Genomic DNA, 17,898 nt, shown 5'->3' on the forward strand with positions numbered 1-17,898 from the left:
TGCGGCCCCTGGGGGATCGTCAAAGGGTCTTCAGAAACAACTCAAAATATTAAGACGCCGTTCCAGACCTGAAGCGGCTGAACAGTATGTAAATCGGCCATCCGGACAAGGAATCTCCCCCGCTGGTTGCCCAACGGGGGATAATCCTTCGCAGAAAACCTTACGGTAATTCTGTTACCGTGGCTTCCCTACCGATTTGCCAAGGACAGTTGGCCCGGCCGGGAAGAAAAAGTCAAGAGTGACATGGGAGGGGCAGCATGATTGATGAACAACTCACGTTTGGAATCGATCTTGGCATCGGTTCATGTGGGTGGGCGGTGCTGCGCCACCCTGCCCTCTTGGGCGAGGCCGGCAGGATCGAGGGGCTTGGAAGCTGGTGCTTCGACGTCCCTGAAACCGCTCAGGACCGTGTGCCGACCAATCAGGTCCGGCGAAGCAACCGGCTGTTGCGTCGGGTTATCCGGCGGCGGCGCAAGCGGATGATCGACATTCGGCGGCTGTTTCATGCCCACAAGCTTCTGCCTGCGGCCGATTGCGATGCCCTGAAGCAACCCGGCCTCGATCCCTGGCAACTCAGGGCCAAGGGACTGGACGCGCCCTTGCAACCGGCCGAACTCGCCGTGGCGCTTGCCCACATCGCCAAGCGGCGCGGCTTCAAATCCGCCGCCAAGCGCAAGGCTGCGAATGCGACCAGCGACGACACGAAGATGCTGGCCGCGCTGAACGCCACGCAGGAACGGCTGGCGCGCTATCGAACTGTCGGAGAGATGTTTGCCCGCGACCCGGATTTTGCGGCGCGTCGACGCAACCGCGACGGTCTGTTCGACCGCACGACCCGGCGCGAAGACCTGACCCATGAGGTGGGCCGGCTGTTCGCCGCGCAGCGCCGGCTGGGGCAGAATTTCGCCTCGGTCGATCTGGAAGAGGCGTTTACCGCCATCGCCTTCCGGCAGTTGCCGATGCAGGACAGTGAACAACTGGTCGGCACCTGCGTCTTCGAGCCGCAGGAGAAACGGACAGCCAGACTGGCGCCGTCCTTCGAGCGCTTTCGCCTGTTGACCCGACTGGTCAATCTGCGGGTCCGAACGGCAGGCGGCGAGCGGTCGCTGTCACCCGACGAACTGGCGCGCGCCACGGCCGATCTCGGCAAGACCGCCAAAATCACCGTTAAGAAGATCCGTGGCCTGATCGGCCTGACCGCCGATGAGTGTTTCACCACCATAAAGCCCGAAGACGAAGAGCGCGACATCGCGCTGCGGACCGGCGAGGCCACGGCCGGCACCTGGGCCTTGCGCAAAGCTCTGGGGGAAGCACTCTGGGCGGAGGCCTCTGCCCGTCCCGATCAGCTCGACGCGGTCGCGCATGCGCTGAGCTTCTTTGAAACCAACCAGACCATCGCGGCCAGACTGCGCGAGATCGGCCTTCATCCCGATGTACTCGACGCCCTGCTGACCGCGCTGGATGCGGCGGCGTTCGCCAGGTTCAAGGGCAGCGGGAACCTGTCGACCAAGGCGTGCCGCAAGCTGATTCCATATCTGGAACAGGGACATCGATATGACGAGGCCTGTCGATTTGCCGGATATGACCACGCCGCATCCGCCATGTCGGGGCGCGAACAGGTCACATCCAAAGCCCTGTTCAACCGGCTGGTGGAGGATGTCGGCCATAACATCGCCAACCCCGTCGCCCGCAAGGCCTTGACCGAAGGGCTCAAGCAACTGTGGGCGATGCGCAACCGCTGGGGGCTGCCGGGTTCGATCCACATCGAACTGACCCGCGATGTCGGCAACAGCATCGAGAAGCGCCGGGAGATAAAAAATCAGATCGAAAAGAACACGAAGCAGCGGGACAGAGAGCGCGACGAAGTGCGCGGTCACCTGGACATCACCGATGTCGACAGCGATACGCTGCTGCGCTATCGCCTGTGGAAGGAACAGGGCGGCAAATGTGTTTATACCGGCGAAAATATCGTTGTCTCCCAAGTTATCGCCACAGATAACAGCGTGCAGGTCGATCATATCCTGCCATGGTCTCGCTTCGGCGACGACAGCTTCAACAACAAGACCCTATGTCTTGCCAGCGCCAATCAGCGCAAGAAGGGCCAGACCCCTTATGAGTGGTTCACGCGAGACGCATCACCCGACGCGTGGGCGGTCTATACCCAGCGGGTCGAGACCAATCACAGCCTGCGCGGCTTCAAGAAGCGCAACTACCTGCTGAAGAATGCCGACGAGGTGGCGGAGAAATTCCGAAGCCGCAACCTCAATGACACGCGCTATGCGTCAAAGCTGCTCGCCGAGGCCGTAAAGCTGTTCTATCCGAAGGGCGAGCGGCAGGAAAAGGGTGGCAGACGCCGGGTTCTCACCCGCCCCGGTGCCTTGACGGCCGCACTCCGCCAAGCATGGGGCTTGGAAGCTCTGAAGAAGGTCGATGGGAAACGGGTCGAGGACGCTCGCCACCACGCCATCGACGCCCTGACCGTGGCCGCGGTTGGCGAGGCCGAAGTCCAGCGCCTGACCAAGTCGTTCCAGACCTGGGAACAGCAGGGGCTCGGCCGGCCCCTGCGCCATGTCGATCCGCCATGGCCCGGATTCCGCAGCCATGTGCTCACCGCCTATGACGGCATTCTCGTGGCCCGGCCCGAACGCCGACGTGCGCGGGGCGAAGCGCACATGGCAACGATCCGCCAGCTATTGGAGCGCGACGGAGAGACGACAACCACCGAGCGGGTCGCGGTTCTCGCCCTGGGGCTCGACAAGGGCCGGTTCGTGGAAGCCAAGGCGCTGAAGCAGTTGGAGAGGATCAAAGATCCCGAGCGCAACGCGAAAACCGCAGAGGCCATCCGGGCCTGGATTTCCGCCGGGCGCCCGATGGACAAGGACAGCCTGCCCCGCTCTCCGGCAGGTCATGTCATGACAAAGATCAGGCTGATGTCATCGACGAAGCCCGCCGTCATGGTTCGCCATGGAACGGCGGATCGGGGAAATTTCGTTCGGATTGATGTCTTTACCAAGACAAATGCAAAGGGTGCGGTCGAATATTACCTGGTCCCCATCTATCCCCATGAAATACACCTACCTTCTCCGCCACACTGCTACATCGAAAGAGGCGGAAAAGAAATTCCCCTCACAGATGATCACAAATTCAAGATGAGCATATTCAATCGATCATTTATCGAATGTGAGAAGCACAAAGATGGAATAATTACAAGAGGATACGTGACATCATTCGATCGGTCAGTCGCCGCAATCACAATTTCTGGCCATAATACTATGATACCGATTGAAAAGAAAACTGGCGTGAAAACCCTCAAGAGATTTTCCAAGTACAACGTGGATCGATTCGGCGCCCGCGCCGAGACAAAGAGCGAGGTTCGCGAATGGCATGGCGTGGCGTGCACATCTCCCAGCCCTCCCGACTGACGGTCCGGGACCGGCAACTCGTCGTGGCACAGGATGATGGCGAGGTCACGCTCGCCATCGAGGACATAGCGTGGCTGGTCCTCGACACGCCCCAGGTGAGCGTGACCGGCGCCCTGCTCTCCACTCTGGTCGAGAGCGGGGTCGCCATGATCGTGCCCGATGCCAGACATCATCCGGCCGGTGTTCTGCTGTCATTTCATCAGCATCATGCACAGGCGCATATCGCCCATCTCCAGACCGGCATCACTCAGCCCTTGAAGAAGCGCCTCTGGCAGGGATTGGTGGTCGCCAAGATACGCAATCAGGCGGCACTTCTGAACCAGCTTGGGCGCCCGCAGGCCAAAGCCGTCTTTGCCATGGCGGACCGGGTGGGCTCAGGCGACCCGGACAATATCGAGGCGCAGGCCGCGCGGGCCTATTGGTCGGCCCTGTTCAGCGACTTCACGCGGGCGGACGAGGCGGACCGGCGCAATGCGCTGCTGAATTATGGCTATGCGGTTGTGCGTGCCGGCCTTGCGCGGGCCTGCGTCGCCTCGGGCCTGCTTCCGGCATTCGGCATCCATCACGCCTCCAGATCGAACGCCTTCAATCTGGTGGATGATCTGATCGAGCCGTTCCGCCCGTTCGTGGATCGGGTGGCGCATGACCGGGCGATGGACCACCGGAGCGATGACCTGACCATCGACGATCGCCGCCATATGGCCGCGATCCTCCATCAGAATGCCGCGATCGGCCGGGACCGCATGTCGATACTCGCCGCCACGGAAATCGTCACCATGTCTATGGTACGCACCATGGAACATAACAGCGCCGCCCTTTTGCAGACACCGATCTGGCCAGGCGAGGACTGACGTCGCGCGATGAAAGCCGAGGATATCCGCTTCATGTGGCTCATGGTCTTCTTTGACCTTCCCGTCAGGACGAAGGAGCAACGTCGACGGGCCACCCGCTTCCGGAAGTCGTTGAAAGACGACGGCTTCCTGATGCTGCAATTTTCTGTGTACGCGCGGGTCTGCCGGGGCCAGGATGCAGTGGACAAACATATCGGGCGCGTCCGGTCGAACCTGCCGAGGGAAGGCAGCGTGCGAACGCTTCAGATAACGGACAAACAATATGCACGCATGCAACTCATGCTCGGCCTCGCGCCGAAAACCGAGCGCGTGGGATCAAATCAGATGGTCCTGCTGTGATTTCGGCGCGCCTGAACGCGCGGAAATCACAGCATTTCCAGTCGGTTATGACGAAGGTAACCTACCATGGGCAAATCGGTAGGGAAACCACGGCTGCCGCGATCGCGGCCTGCCCGGCCAGGACAACCTACCATGGGCAAATCGGTAGGGAAACCACGGCGTCAAGTTCGATGACGAGACCAAACACGCCAACCTACCATGGGCAAATCGGTAGGGAAACCACGGCCGCTGCATGTATCCACCCAGGCGCCCCCTCAACCTACCATGGGCAAATCGGTAGGGAAACCACGGCCATCGACCTGCACGGGTGCGTCGACGCGCCAACCTACCATGGGCAAATCGGTAGGGAAACCACGGCGCCGCGAGGACCGGAGAAGAACGGAGGCTGAACCTACCATGGGCAAATCGGTAGGGAAACCACGGCACGTAGTCAGGCAGGCGACCGGCATTGATGAACCTACCATGGGCAAATCGGTAGGGAAACCACGGCATCAGCGGCCAGGATCTGTTCGCGGGCCTTAACCTACCATGGGCAAATCGGTAGGGAAACCACGGCCCGTTGAAGCGGGCATCCAGTCCGATGCCGAACCTACCATGGGCAAATCGGTAGGGAAACCACGGCCACGGCCTATGTAGGGCCGGAAGCCCGGGTAACCTACCATGGGCAAATCGGTAGGGAAACCACGGCGCTTGTGCGCGCGCATGTAGATGTTGTGGTAACCTACCATGGGCAAATCGGTAGGGAAACCACGGCGCAGGTACCAGCGGATGTTGCCGCCGGAGAAACCTACCATGGGCAAATCGGTAGGGAAACCACGGCCCAGAAGGTATCGCCCATACTGCCGGGCTGCCTCCCCACCCGCCCTCACAAAAAGCTCTCCCTCCCCCGGTCGTCGCGGCAGACGGGCAGGAAGCGTGCCTGCGCCGCCGGGCCGTCATCGCCATAGCCGGGTGGCACCGGAATGCCCCTGGGATGAAAGCGATCGAGCGCGGTGTCGGAATTCCAGCCCAGCGGATTGGCACCGACGCAGATGCCATAATGGCCGTCACCCTCGCCGGGCAGCAGCCAGACCTCGACATACACCGGGAAATGGACGACACCGCTATAATACACATCGACGCCATTCTTCTCGATGAAATCGAAGAAGCAGAAGCCGGTGTTCGAATAGGACCATCCGCTCGTCGCTTCAAAATCCTTGAGGATGTTCAAGATCTTCATATCCACGTCGTGGCGTGAGGTGGCGACGCCGATGTCGCGGATATGCGACGCCATGGCCGACATGAAAGCATCGTCGCAGGTTCCGATCCGGTGGAGATCATCGGGCGGCGGCGTCTCGACCTGCTGACGCTCAGCACAGGCCGCGATTGCAGCGACAGCGACTGCCACGACCACACGGCTGATCGCCGCCCGCCAGCGGGGCCGGTTCGACAACGCCATCTTTCAACTCCGACATGCGCCACGCCATACGCGAAGATGGCGCGGAAAATCTTCCCTGTCCGGACATGGCCTCTGCGTCCGCGCGGATCAACGATCAAGCTGGCGCATGACGACCACGGCCGCGCCGCGCTATGCTGCGCCCCTTCCGCCTCTGCCCTGCCATCGGAGCCTGCATCGTCATGACCACGACCGACGCCACCACCCCCCGCCTGCCCGTCACCGCCATCATCGCGCCGGGATGGGATCTGCCGCGCTGGGCGGCGGCATTGCGGGCGGCGGCGCCGGGGATCGATCTGCGGCTGTGGCCGGATCTGGGCGATCGGGGCGAGATCGAAGCGGCGCTGTTGTGGAAGCAGCCGGAGGGCGCGCTTGAGGGCATGACCCGGCTGGGTTTTGCCCAGTCGCTGGGTGCCGGGGTCGAGCATCTGCTGGCGGATCCGGCGATCGGGCCGGATGTTGTGCTGGGGCGCGCGGTCGACCCTGAGATGACAGCCGAGATGGTGCGCTTCGTGGTTCATGCGGTGCTGGCGGTGTCGGTGGATGCCCTGGGCTATCGGGAACAGCAGGCGGCCGGACGCTGGGCGAAACGCGACGTTCCCGGCGGCGCGCTTGCCGTGGGCATGCTGGGGCTGGGCGAGTTGGGTGCCAGCGCCGCCCGCGCCCTGGCGGCACTGGGCTTCACCGTCACCGGCTGGTCGCGCAGCCCCAAGACGGTCGAGGGTATCGCCTGCCTGTCGGGTGCCGAGGGGCTGGACCGGGTGATCGCCACATCCGGCTGTCTGGTCAATCTGCTGCCGCTGACCGACGAGACCCGTGGCCTGATCGATGCCCGGCGTCTGGCGCGGATGCCGGCCGGCAGCCATCTGGTCAATGTCGCGCGCGGCGGTCATGTGGTCGAGAATGACCTTCTGGCCGCCCTCGACAACGGCCACCTTGCCTCCGCGACACTCGATGTCACCGCGACCGAGCCCTTGGCCCCCGGGCACCGGTTCTGGCACCACCCGAGGATCGTGCTCACACCCCATGTCGCCGCCGACAGCACGCCCGAGACGATGGCGCCGATCCTGGCCGACAGCCTGCGCCGCCATGCGGGCGGCCTGCCGCCGCGCGATCCCGTGCTGCGTGATCGCGGATACTGACCCAAGTTCAGTTGCTTGTCCGCCGGCACGGCCGCATCGGCGTCGTCGGCGGTTGCGGTGCGGCATTTTTTCGGCGGTTTTTAGCGCGCCGCCGTCATGGTATCGCGCTTGACCACCCCGGTTCGCAGCGCCAAACTTCTCGTCGCCCGGTCGGATGCAAACAAGGGGTTTGAACCCCGACACCGATGCCGGCGGAGGACGAGTGAATGAACCGGCGGGCGAGCGATCGCCCGGGTTCCGCCTGTGGTGGCCGTGAACCGGCGCTGTGGCGGTGCGACCAGAGCCAACCGCGCTGATTGAGCGGCGGACAGACTGATCGCGGTATCATCCAACGCTTCCCCGGCCCCGATGCCTCCGGCCCGTGCGTGATCCACGGCGGCCTGCCCGTGCGGCCGTCGTCTACCGACCGATGGGGAGGTTATACATGCCGGTCCAGATCAGCCTGACGGTGAACGGCGAGCGGGTGGAACGCCCGGTCGAGCCGCGGACCCTGCTGGTGCAGTTCATCCGCGACCATCTCGGACTCACCGGAACCCATGTCGGCTGCGACACCAGCCAGTGCGGTGCCTGCGTGGTCCATGTCGACGGCGCATCCGTGAAGTCGTGCACGCTGCTGGCGGTGCAGGCCGATGGCTGCGAGGTCACCACCATCGAAGGCATGGCACAGAACGGCACCCTGCATCCGATGCAGGCGGCGTTTCACGAGAATCACGGCCTTCAGTGCGGCTTCTGCACCCCCGGCATGGTGATGAGCGCCGTCGACCTGCTGAAGAACAACCCCGACCCGACCGAAGCGGAAATCCGCAAGCATCTGGAAGGCAATATCTGCCGCTGCACCGGATACCACAACATCGTGAAGGCGGTGCAGGCCGCCGCCGAAACGATGCGCGGCTGACCCGCTGCCCGGACGCGCCGCAACACGAGAACAGGCCCGGCGGCATGAACCGGCCGGGCGATGGGGAGGAGTTGAGGACATGACCGAGCAGTCGATGGGCAAGCCCGTGAGGCGCACCGAAGACCGGCGCTTCCTGACCGGCCGCGGCCGATATACCGACGATATTCAACTGGCCCGCCAGACCTATGCCTATATCATCCGCAGCCCCCATGCCCATGCCGACATCGCCGGCATCGATGCCTCGGCGGCGCTGGCACGGCCGGGGGTGATCGCCGTGTTCACCGGCAAGGACATGGCGGCCGACGGCGTCGGCGGCCTGCCCTGCGGCTGGGCGGTGCATTCCAAGGACGGCTCACCGATGAAGGAGCCGGCGCATCCGCCGCTGATCCCCGATCGGGTCCGCCATGTCGGCGACAATGTCGCGGTGGTGATCGCGACATCCAAGGAACTGGCCAAGGATGCCGCGGAAGACGTGGTCGTCGACTATGCCGAGCTGCCGGCCGTGGCCGATGCCCGCAAGGCACTCGCCGGCGGCGCGCCGGCGGTCTGGGACGATCAGGCACCGGGCAATCTGTGCTATGACTGGGAGCTGGGCGACAAGGCCGCGACCGACGCCGCCTTCGCCAATGCCCACCGGGTGGTAGAGCTGGAGCTGATCAACAACCGCCTGATCCCCAATGCCATGGAGCCGCGGGCGGCGATCGGCGATTACGAGCCGTCGAGCGGCAACTATACGCTCTATACCACCAGCCAGAATCCGCATGTCATCCGCCTGCTGATGGGCGCCTATGTGCTGCAGATCCCCGAACACAAGCTGCGGGTGGTGGCGCCGGATGTCGGCGGCGGTTTCGGGTCGAAGATCTATCATTATGCCGAAGAGGCCATCGTCACCTGGGCGGCGCGCAAGCTGGAACGCCCGGTCCGCTGGACGGCGGAGCGCACCGAAAGCTTCATGACCGATGCCCATGGCCGCGATCACTGGAGCCGCGCGCGGCTGGCCATGGATGCCGACGGCAATTTCCTGGGCCTGCATGTCGAGACGGTCGCCAATCTCGGCGCCTATCTTTCCACCTTCGCGCCCTCGATCCCGACCTATCTGTATGGCACGCTGCTGGCGGGGCTGTACAAGACGCCGGCGATCTATTGCGAGGTGAAGGCCGCATTCACCAACACCACGCCGGTGGATGCCTATCGTGGCGCCGGCCGGCCCGAAGCCTGCTATCTGCTGGAACGGCTGGTCGACAAGGCGGCCGCCGAGAGCGGTATCGACCGGATCGCGCTGCGCAAGCAGAACTTCATCACGCCCGACATGATGCCCTATCAGACCCCGGTGGCGGTGCAGTACGACAGCGGCAATTTCCACAAGAATCTCGACGACGCCATGGCGCTGATCGACTATGCCGGGCTGGATGCCCGCAAGGTCGAGGCGAAGGCGCGCGGCAAGATGGTCGGCCTGGGCGTGTCGACCTATATCGAGGCCTGCGGTCTGGCGCCATCGGCGCTGGCCGGCCAGCTCGGCGCCCGCGCGGGTCTGTATGAAGCGGCCGAGGTGCGGTTGCATCCGACCGGATCGGTCACCGTGTTCACCGGTGCCCACAGCCATGGCCAGGGCCACGAGACCACCTTCGCGCAGGTGGTGGCCGACAAGCTGGGCGTGCCGCTGTCACAGGTGGAAATCGTTCACGGCGACACCGACCGGGTGCCCTTCGGCATGGGCACCTATGGCTCGCGCTCGCTGCCGGTCGGCGGCTCGGCGCTGGTCAAGGCGATCGACAAGGTGGTCGACAAGAGCCGTAAGATCGCGGCCCATCTGATGGAAGCAGCCGAAGCCGATATCGAGTTCAAGGACGGCCGGTTCTCGGTCAAGGGCACCGACAAGGGGGTCACGATCGGCGAGGTGGCGCTAGCGGCCTATGTGCCGCACAACTATCCGCTCGACAAGCTGGAACCGGGGCTGGACGAGAGCGCCTATTACGATCCGATCAACTTCACCTATCCCAATGGCTGCCATCTGTGCGAGGTGGAAATCGACCCGGAAACCGGCGTGGTCGAGATCAAGCGCTTCGTGGCGGTCGACGATTTCGGCAATGTCGTCAATCCGATGATCGTCGAAGGTCAGGTCCATGGCGGAATCGGCCAGGGCATCGGTCAGGCCCTGCTGGAAGCGGCGGTCTATGATCAGGACAGCGGCCAGTTGATGACCGGCTCGTTCATGGATTACTGCATGCCGCGTGCCGACGATCTGCCCAACTTCACGGTCGCGCACAACGAAGTCCCCTGCACCACCAACCCGCTGGGGGTGAAGGGCTGCGGCGAGGCCGGCGCCATCGGCTCGCCGCCGGCGATCATCAATGCGGTGATCGACGCGCTCAGGCCGCTGGGCGTCACCGATATGGACATGCCCGCAACGCCGAACCGGGTGTGGACGACGATCAATGCGGCACGCATGCCCGCCGCGGCGGAATGATCGACATGCAGCGATCATGGACCTGCCTGTCTGGTCACGCCTGCCTGTCTGGTCACGCCTGTCTGTCTGATGACGATCGGGGAACGCTTTAAGATGTATGCTTTCGAATATCACCGCCCGGGCACGGTCGCCGACGCCGCGGCCGCTCTTGCCGGCAATGACGAAGCCAAGCTGGTTGCCGGGGGCATGACCCTGGTACCGACCATGAAACAGCGCCTGGCGGCGCCGTCGGACCTGGTCGACCTCAACGGCATCGCCGATCTGGCCGGCATCAGCCGCGACGGCGACCACCTGGTCATCGGCGCCATGACCCGTCATGCCGCCGTCGGCCGCTCCGACGAGGTCAAGGCCGCCATTCCGGCCCTGGCCCATCTGGCGGCGCATATCGGCGATGCCCAGGTCCGCAACCGCGGCACCATCGGCGGATCGCTGGCCAATAACGATCCGGCTGCGGATTATCCGGCGGCGGCGCTGGCCCTGGCTGCCGACATCGTCACCGACCAGCGGACCATCGCCGCCGACGACTATTTCGTCGGCATGTTCGAAACCGCGCTGGCCCCTGCAGAAATCGTCCAGGCGGTCCGCTTCCCGCTGGTCGACAAGGCCGGCTATGTGAAGTTCCCCAACCCGGCCTCGCGCTATGCGCTGGTGGGCGTGTTCGTGGCCCGACACATGGATGGATCGGTCCGGGTGGCGGTTACCGGTGCCGCCCCGTCGGTGTTCAGGATCGAGGCCATGGAAGCGGCGCTTGCCGCCGATTTCCGGCCCGAAGCGCTCGACGGCATCACCGTGCCGGCCGATGGCCTGAATGCCGACATGCATGCCAGTGCCGCCTATCGCGCGCATCTGGTGGGCGTGATCGCAAAGCGCGCGGTGGCCGCCGCCCTCGCCTGATCCGGCGACGGCCAGAACCACCCCCGGTAACGGCGGCCCCGACATGGCGGCGGCATGGTGGCGGATCCGCGCCATGCCGCCGCTTGCCGTTTGCCGGCCCGGTGCCCAGATTGACCGGGTGGGGCTATGTCCCTCGCCACTGCGGCCCGGCCCGCCACCGCTATCCCGTCGCCTGAGGAGCCTGTCTTGACGCAGTCAGAACCCGCCGCCATGCCCACCTCCGTCGCCGAGACCCTGGCTCTGCTCGATGCCGGCGATTATGTCGCCGACGAGGCGCTGGCCACGGTGCTGTTCCTGGCCATGCGGCTGGGCCGGCCACTGCTGCTGGAAGGGGAAGCCGGGGTCGGCAAGACCGAGATCGCCAAGGTGCTGGCCAAGGCGCTGGGCCGCCGGCTGATCCGCCTGCAATGCTATGAGGGGCTGGATCAGGCCCAGGCATTGTATGACTGGAACTATGCCCGCCAGATGCTGGAAATCCGTCTGGCCGAAGCCGCCGGCGAGGCCGACGGTGCCGGCGCCCGCGAACGCCTGAGCGCCGATCTGTTCTCGGAACGCTTCCTGCTGCGCCGGCCATTGCTCGACGCCATCACCCCCGATCCCGCCGGGCCGCCGGTGCTGCTGATCGATGAAATCGACCGGGCCGACGAGCCGTTCGAAGCCTTCCTGCTGGAGCTTCTGGCCGATTTCCAGGTCACCATCCCTGAAATCGGCACCATCCGTGCCGAAACGCCGCCGATCGTGATCGTGACCTCGAACCGCACCCGCGAAATCCACGATGCCCTGAAACGCCGCTGCCTGTATCGCTGGATCGATTTTCCGAACGAGGCGCGCGAGATCGCCATCGTCCGCCGCAAGACCCCCGCCGTGGCCGAGGCGATGGCCGCCCAGATCGTGGGCTTCGTGCAGCGGCTGCGGTCTGAAGACCTGTTCAAGGCGCCGGGCGTCGCCGAAACGCTCGATTGGGCCAATGCTCTGGTCCAGTTGGACGCCGTAGACCTCAACCCCGGGCTGATCGATGGCAGCATGGGCGTGCTGCTGAAATATCAGGATGACATCACCCGGATGACCGGCGCCGAGACCGCCCGTCTGCTGGCCGAGGCGCAGGCCGATATCCAGAAGCGGGCCAGCGCCGGCGCAAGGGCCGCGACCGCGTGACCGGCGACAGCATGACCGGCCGGCCTGCGAAAGACCAAGGCACAAGCGGCCGGCTGCCGGCCAATATCGCCCGCTTCGCGCGACTGCTCAGGCGTGCCGGCCTGACCATCGGCCCCGGCGACGTGCTGGTTGCGGCCGAGGCGATGGCCGCCGTCGACATGGCCTCGCGGCCGCAGGTTCACGCCGCGCTGAAGGCGACATTGGTCAAACGGCGCGAGCATCTGGCGCTGTTCGAACAGGCCTTCGACGTGTTCTGGCGCGACCCGCAATTGCGGGAACGGCTGCTGGCGCTGCTGCTGCCGCAGGTGGAGGCCGACCGGCCTCCCGATGGCCGCAAGCTGGCCCGGCGGCTGGCCGATGCCTTCACCGGCGATGCGCCACCACCCCCGCCACCATCCGGGCAGAAGGTGCGTGAGGAAACCCGCATCGATGCCAGCCTGACCTGGGATGCGACCGAACGGCTGAAGACCCGCGACTTCGAACAGATGAGCGCCGTGGAAGCCGCCGAGGCCCGGCGCGCCATCCGCCTGATCCGCGCCCGCCTGCCGGAACGGCCGACACGCCGGATGAAGCCGGCGCCCCATGGCCGGCGCATCGATCTGCGCCGCAGCCTGCAGGCCCAGATCCGCAGCGGCGGCGAGGCGGTGCGGCTGGCCCGCCGGGGGCCCCGGCGCGAACGGCCGCCGCTGGTGGCGATCGTCGATGTCTCGGGCTCGATGGACGCCTATGCCCGGATGATGCTGCATCTGCTGCACGCGATGATGCAGGATGCCGGGCAGCGGGTGAGCGTGTTCCTGTTCGGCACGCGGTTGAGCAATGTCACTCATGATCTGGCGCGCCGCGACCCCGACGAGGCCCTGGCGGCGGTCGGCGGTCGGGTGAAGGACTGGTCCGGCGGCACCCGGATCGGGCCTTGTCTCGCCGATTTCAACCGGCGCTTCGCCCGCAGGGTGCTGACCCGCAATGCCGTTGTGCTGCTGGTCACCGACGGGCTGGACCGGGCCGAAGACGACGTTCTGGGCCGCGCGGTCGAGCGCCTGTCGCGGCTGACGCCACGGCTGATCTGGCTGAACCCGCTGCTGCGGTTCGACGGGTTCCAGCCGGCCGCCCGTGGCGTGCGGGCGATTTTGCCCCATGTGCATGAATTCAGGGCGGTGCATAATCTGATCGGGATCGAGGCGCTGGCAACCGCATTGACCCGCCCTGCCGCCGCGGCCGATCCGAGGCTGGAGGCATGGCGCCGCCAGATCCGGGCCGAAACCCAGATCCGGTCTGAGACCCAGATCCGGTCTGAGACCCAGATCCGGTCTGAGACATTGGGGCCGGGCGCGTGACGCGCGCCACGGCGCGGGCTGGCGACGACGAGAAGGAGGCGATCATGACCGGACGTCCGGCTGCTGCAAACGATACCACCGCCATCACCGGCGACGACGTTCTGGCCGCGGCACTGGGCTGGCGCGATGCCGGCACCGGCGTGGCGCTGGCGACGGTGGTGTCCACCTGGGGCAGCGCGCCGCGCCTGCCCGGCGCCCAGATGGCTGTCACCGCCGATGGCCGCTTCGCGGGGTCGGTGTCGGGCGGCTGCGTCGAAGGTGCAGTGATCGAGGCGGCGCAGGCCTGCATCGGCGGCGCACCGCCGCGATTGATGGATTTCTCGATCGGCGACGATCAGGCCTGGGCCGTGGGCCTGGCCTGCGGTGGCCGGCTGGAAGTCTGGGTCGAACGGCTGGATTGACAGGAGCGCGGAAACCCATGGATGCAACCCTGATCCGCCGTATCGCCGCCGACCGTGCCGCACGCCGTGGCGTGGCACTGGTCAGCGCCCTCACCCCCGGCGGGCCGGCCGCGCTGATCGCCGACAACGGCGATGACGCCGGTGCCCCGCTGCCCGATGCCCTGCGCGATGCGGCGCTGGCCGCGATCCGCGACGATCGCGCGGCCACGGTCGAGGCCGACGGCACGCGCTGGTTCATCAACGTCTTCGCGCCCCGGCCACGGCTGATCGTGATCGGCGCCGTGCACATCGCCCAGGCGCTGGCGCCGATGGCGGCGGCGATCGGCTATGACATGGTGGTGGTGGACCCGCGCGGCGCGTTTCTGACGCCGGAGCGCTTCCCCGGCGTCACCGCCCATGTCGCCTGGCCCGAGGACGTGCTGGGCGAGATCGGCCTGGATGGCGCCTCGGCGATGCTGGCGCTGACCCATGATCCGAAGCTCGACGACCCGGCGCTGCAGATGGCGGTGACCTCGGATCTGTTCTATATCGGCGCCCTTGGCAGCAGCCGCACCCATGGCAAGCGGGTCGCGCGTCTGCGGGAGGCCGGTATCGATGCCGGCCGGATCGCCCGCATCCATGCGCCGATCGGCCTGGCCATCGGCGCGCGCACCGCGCCCGAGATCGCCTTGTCGATCCTGTCGGAAGTGGTCGCCGTGCGCCGCACCGGCTCGGCCGCCAGCCTGCGGCAGCGCCCGCCCAAGGGATAGCGCGGCCGCCATCCCGTCTGACGCTCCCGATCCTCCACCCTGTCCCTGCCATATGCGAAGTCGACCGACCCCATGGATTTCTCCGAACATCCGCTTGATCAGGCAGACGGCGTTCTGCTGGCCCATGCCATCGCCGTCGAGGGCCGCGTGCTCAAGAAGGGCCACCGGCTGGATGCGGAGACGATTGCCCTGATCCGGGATCAGGGGCGCACCCAGGTTCTGGGCGCGCGCCTGGGCCCCGACGACGTGCATGAGGACGAGGCCGCGGCCCAGGTGGCCGAGGCGCTGGCCGGGCCGAATGTACGCGTCGCCCGCGCCTTCACCGGCCGCGTCAACCTGTATGCGGCCACCCGCGGCCTGGTGCGGATCGACGAGGCCATGATCCGGGCGGTCAACCGGATCGACGAGGCGATCACGGTCGCGACCCTGGCCGACGACACCGCCTGCGAGGGCGGCGAGATGCTGGCGACGATCAAGATCATCCCCTTCGCGGCACCCCGCCCGGCGCTTGAGAAGGTGCTGGCATCGATCGCCCGCGCCGGACGGCCGGCGATCCGGATCGCGCCCTGGCGGGTGATCCATGCGGCGCTGATCATGACCGAACTGCCGCATCTGAAAGAGAAGATCTACGAGGAAACCGCGCGCGCCATCGGTGCCCGGTTGATGCGGCTGGGCGCGCGGGCACCGGTGATCGAACGCGTGCCCCACGACCGCACGCGTCTGGCCCGTGCCATGGCCGATCTGGCGCGGGAGCCGATGGATCTCATTGTCGTGGCCGGTGCCTCGGCGATCGTGGATCGGGCCGATGTGATCCCGGCGGCGCTGACCGATATCGGCGGCACGGTGGTGCGGCTGGGCATGCCGGTCGATCCTGGCAATCTGCTGATGCTGGGGCGTCTGGCCGGACGGGTGGTGATCGGCGCGCCGGGCTGTGCCCGCAGCCCCAAGATGAATGGATTCGACCGCGTTCTTGAGCGCGCGGCGGCCGGCGAGGCGATCGAGGCCCTCGACATCGCCGATTTCGGCGTCGGCGGGCTGCTGAAAGAGGTGGGTGAACGGCCGCTGCCACGGGCCGCCGCCTCCCCCGGTCCGCGCCGGCGGGGCCCGCGGGCGGTGCGCAATGTGGCGGGTGTCGTGCTGGCCGCCGGCCGTGGCACCCGGATGGGACCGCCCAACAAGCTGGTGCGCCAGATCATGGGCAAGCCGCTGATCGGCCATGTGCTGGATGCGGCGCTGGAAAGCCGGCTGCGGGCGCTGACCGTGGTTACCGGCCCCGAAACCGATGTCCGGCTGGCGATCGGCGGCCGGCCGGTGCCGGTGGTGGTGAACGAGGATCCCGCGGCCGGCATGTCGCTGTCGCTGTCGCTGGGGCTGGCCGACGTGCCGGAGGGCGCCGAAGCGGCCGTGGTGCTGCTGGCCGACATGCCCGGCATCAGCGCCCGGCACCTGGACCGGCTGATCGATGCCTATGACCCGGATGAGGGCCGGTTGATCTGCGTGCCGGTCTATAAGGGGCGGCGCGGCAATCCCGTCTTGTTCGACCGCCGGTTCTTCACCGAGATGATGTCCCAAACCGGCGATCGTGGCGCCCGCGAGGTGGTGCGCGCCCATGAGGATATGGTCGTCGAGGTGGAGATGCCCGATGCCGCGATCCTGGGCGATATCGACACGCCCGAGGCGCTCGCCGCCGCCGATGCCGCCGCACGCGCCCAGGGCCTGCCGCCGGCAAGCGGCGCCCCACTGCCGGCCGCCCCGACTGCCGCCGCCCCGTCGGTCGCCACCTCCCCCTCCCCCGCCGACCAAGGATGACCCGAGCCGTGACCGCCACCACCCCGACCGCCGCCCCCGTGACCGCCGCCTCCGTGACCAGTGTTGTCACTGACGCCGACGCCGCCGCCGCCCGCACCCGCGAACAGAGTGCCTTATGGGCCGCGAAGGCCGAGACCTGGGTGCGCTGGGCACGGCCGATGGAAGCCATGGCGACCCGCTTCAACGAGATTCTGCTCGACGCGGCCGGCGTGGCGCCCGGCCATCGGGTGCTGGATCTGGCGAGCGGCGCGGGTGAACCGGCGATGACGCTGGCCCGCAAGGTCGGCGGCGATGGCCTGGTGATCGCCACCGATCTGGTGCCGGCGATGCTGCCGGCCATCCGCGCCCGCGCCGGAGAGGCCGGGCTTGGCGATGTCGTGTCGGTCTGCGCCGCCGATATGGAGCGCCTGCCGCTGGCCGATGCCAGCGTCGATGCCGTGGTCAGCCGGTTCGGCATCATGTTCGCCCCGCAGACCGACGTGGTGATGGCCGGCATCCGCCGCGTGCTGCGTCCGGGCGGACGGGTGGCGCTGATGGTCTGGACCCGGCGCAGCGCCTCGACCATGGTCGACGTGCTGGGCAGTGCGGTCGATGCCGAGCTTGGTGGCGATGACGGCGATCACGCCGACGCCCTGACCCCGTTCCGTTTCGGCAGTTGCACGCGGCTGGCCGATGCGATGACCGATGCCGGATTGGGGGATATCCGTACCGACACCCACAACTTCGCGCCCCGCCCGCGCCTGTCCGATGATTTCTGGCGCCCGCAGCTTGAGATGAGCTGGGGCCATCGCCTGGACGCCGCACCGCAGGCCCGACCGCTGATCGAGGCCCGCATCCGCGCGGCCTTCGCGGCCCTGGCCGACGCCGAAGGCCGCGTGCCGCTGGCGGCGGAAGTGCGGGTGGTGTCGGCCGCCCTGCCGCGCCGCTGACCAGTCGTGGCCGTCGCCGATCGTCCGACGGCCCGGACCTGCCCCGCCCGATTCCACGCCGCGCGTTCATCTGCGC

General features: G+C 66.6%; 14 protein-coding genes and 1 CRISPR repeat array. Of the genes, 13 read left to right on the forward strand and 1 reads right to left on the reverse strand.

The annotated features are described in order from the left end of the window. Nucleotides 1-257: 257 nt before the first annotated feature. From cas9 to cas2, 3 genes are read left to right on the forward strand one after another with little or no spacing between them, the layout of a single operon-like run. Nucleotides 258-3,422, forward strand: coding sequence for a type II CRISPR RNA-guided endonuclease Cas9 (gene cas9, locus WG924_RS19485; protein WP_345934762.1), 3,165 nt, complete (start codon nucleotides 258-260; stop codon nucleotides 3,420-3,422). After that, nucleotides 3,380-4,273 carry a type II CRISPR-associated endonuclease Cas1 gene (gene cas1 / locus WG924_RS19490; protein ID WP_345934763.1) on the forward strand — a complete coding sequence of 298 codons (894 nt, stop codon included), beginning with the start codon at nucleotides 3,380-3,382 and terminating at the stop codon, nucleotides 4,271-4,273. The genes cas9 and cas1 overlap by 43 nt, the downstream gene beginning before the upstream one ends. A gap of 9 nt (nucleotides 4,274-4,282) precedes the next feature. Continuing rightward, nucleotides 4,283-4,612: a CRISPR-associated endonuclease Cas2 gene (cas2, locus tag WG924_RS19495; protein WP_345934764.1), complete on the forward strand. Its 330-nt coding sequence runs from the start codon at nucleotides 4,283-4,285 to the stop codon at nucleotides 4,610-4,612. A gap of 58 nt (nucleotides 4,613-4,670) precedes the next feature. Beyond that, nucleotides 4,671-5,432: a CRISPR direct-repeat array (repeat unit 36 nt; unit sequence AACCTACCATGGGCAAATCGGTAGGGAAACCACGGC). A 45-nt stretch (nucleotides 5,433-5,477) separates the two neighbouring features. Here cas2 and WG924_RS19500 read toward each other — a convergent pair. Further along, nucleotides 5,478-6,050, reverse strand: coding sequence for a hypothetical protein (locus tag WG924_RS19500; RefSeq protein WP_345934766.1), 573 nt, complete (start codon nucleotides 6,048-6,050; stop codon nucleotides 5,478-5,480). 179 nt (nucleotides 6,051-6,229) lie between these two features. Here WG924_RS19500 and WG924_RS19505 point away from each other — a divergent pair, with 179 nt between their 5' ends. From WG924_RS19505 to WG924_RS19550, 10 genes are all read left to right on the forward strand, one after another. Further along, entirely contained in the window at nucleotides 6,230-7,189 is a 960-nt protein-coding gene (locus WG924_RS19505; RefSeq protein ID WP_345934767.1) for a 2-hydroxyacid dehydrogenase, read from the forward strand. A 424-nt stretch (nucleotides 7,190-7,613) separates the two neighbouring features. Next, nucleotides 7,614-8,084, forward strand: a complete 471-nt coding sequence (locus WG924_RS19510; RefSeq protein WP_345934768.1) for a (2Fe-2S)-binding protein — start codon at nucleotides 7,614-7,616, stop codon at nucleotides 8,082-8,084. A 79-nt stretch (nucleotides 8,085-8,163) separates the two neighbouring features. Continuing rightward, on the forward strand, nucleotides 8,164-10,551 hold the full coding sequence (locus WG924_RS19515) for a xanthine dehydrogenase family protein molybdopterin-binding subunit (RefSeq protein ID WP_345934769.1): 2,388 nt from the start codon (nucleotides 8,164-8,166) through the stop codon (nucleotides 10,549-10,551). A 93-nt stretch (nucleotides 10,552-10,644) separates the two neighbouring features. Then, nucleotides 10,645-11,445: an FAD binding domain-containing protein gene (locus WG924_RS19520; RefSeq protein WP_345934770.1), complete on the forward strand. Its 801-nt coding sequence runs from the start codon at nucleotides 10,645-10,647 to the stop codon at nucleotides 11,443-11,445. 210 nt (nucleotides 11,446-11,655) lie between these two features. Further along, entirely contained in the window at nucleotides 11,656-12,600 is a 945-nt protein-coding gene (locus tag WG924_RS19525) for an AAA family ATPase (protein WP_345934884.1), read from the forward strand. After that, a complete protein-coding gene (locus WG924_RS19530) occupies nucleotides 12,597-13,934 on the forward strand; it encodes a vWA domain-containing protein (RefSeq protein ID WP_345934771.1) in 1,338 nt (445 codons plus the stop codon). Before WG924_RS19525 ends, WG924_RS19530 begins: the two co-directional genes overlap by 4 nt. A gap of 44 nt (nucleotides 13,935-13,978) precedes the next feature. After that, nucleotides 13,979-14,335, forward strand: coding sequence for an XdhC family protein (locus tag WG924_RS19535; RefSeq protein ID WP_345934772.1), 357 nt, complete (start codon nucleotides 13,979-13,981; stop codon nucleotides 14,333-14,335). Between the two features lie 17 nt (nucleotides 14,336-14,352). After that, on the forward strand, nucleotides 14,353-15,084 hold the full coding sequence (locus tag WG924_RS19540) for an XdhC family protein (RefSeq protein ID WP_345934773.1): 732 nt from the start codon (nucleotides 14,353-14,355) through the stop codon (nucleotides 15,082-15,084). Nucleotides 15,085-15,156: 72 nt separating this feature from the next. After that, complete coding sequence (locus tag WG924_RS19545) at nucleotides 15,157-16,893, forward strand: NTP transferase domain-containing protein (RefSeq protein ID WP_345934774.1); 1,737 nt, start codon at nucleotides 15,157-15,159, stop codon at nucleotides 16,891-16,893. An 8-nt stretch (nucleotides 16,894-16,901) separates the two neighbouring features. Then, the gene (locus WG924_RS19550) at nucleotides 16,902-17,822 is read left to right on the forward strand and encodes a class I SAM-dependent methyltransferase (protein ID WP_345934775.1); all 921 of its coding nucleotides are present in this window, start codon (nucleotides 16,902-16,904) and stop codon (nucleotides 17,820-17,822) included. Nucleotides 17,823-17,898 lie beyond the last annotated feature (76 nt).

The sequence above is a fragment of the Tistrella arctica genome, assembly GCF_039630945.1.
GTDB classification, from domain to species: Bacteria; Pseudomonadota; Alphaproteobacteria; order Tistrellales; family Tistrellaceae; genus Tistrella; species Tistrella bauzanensis.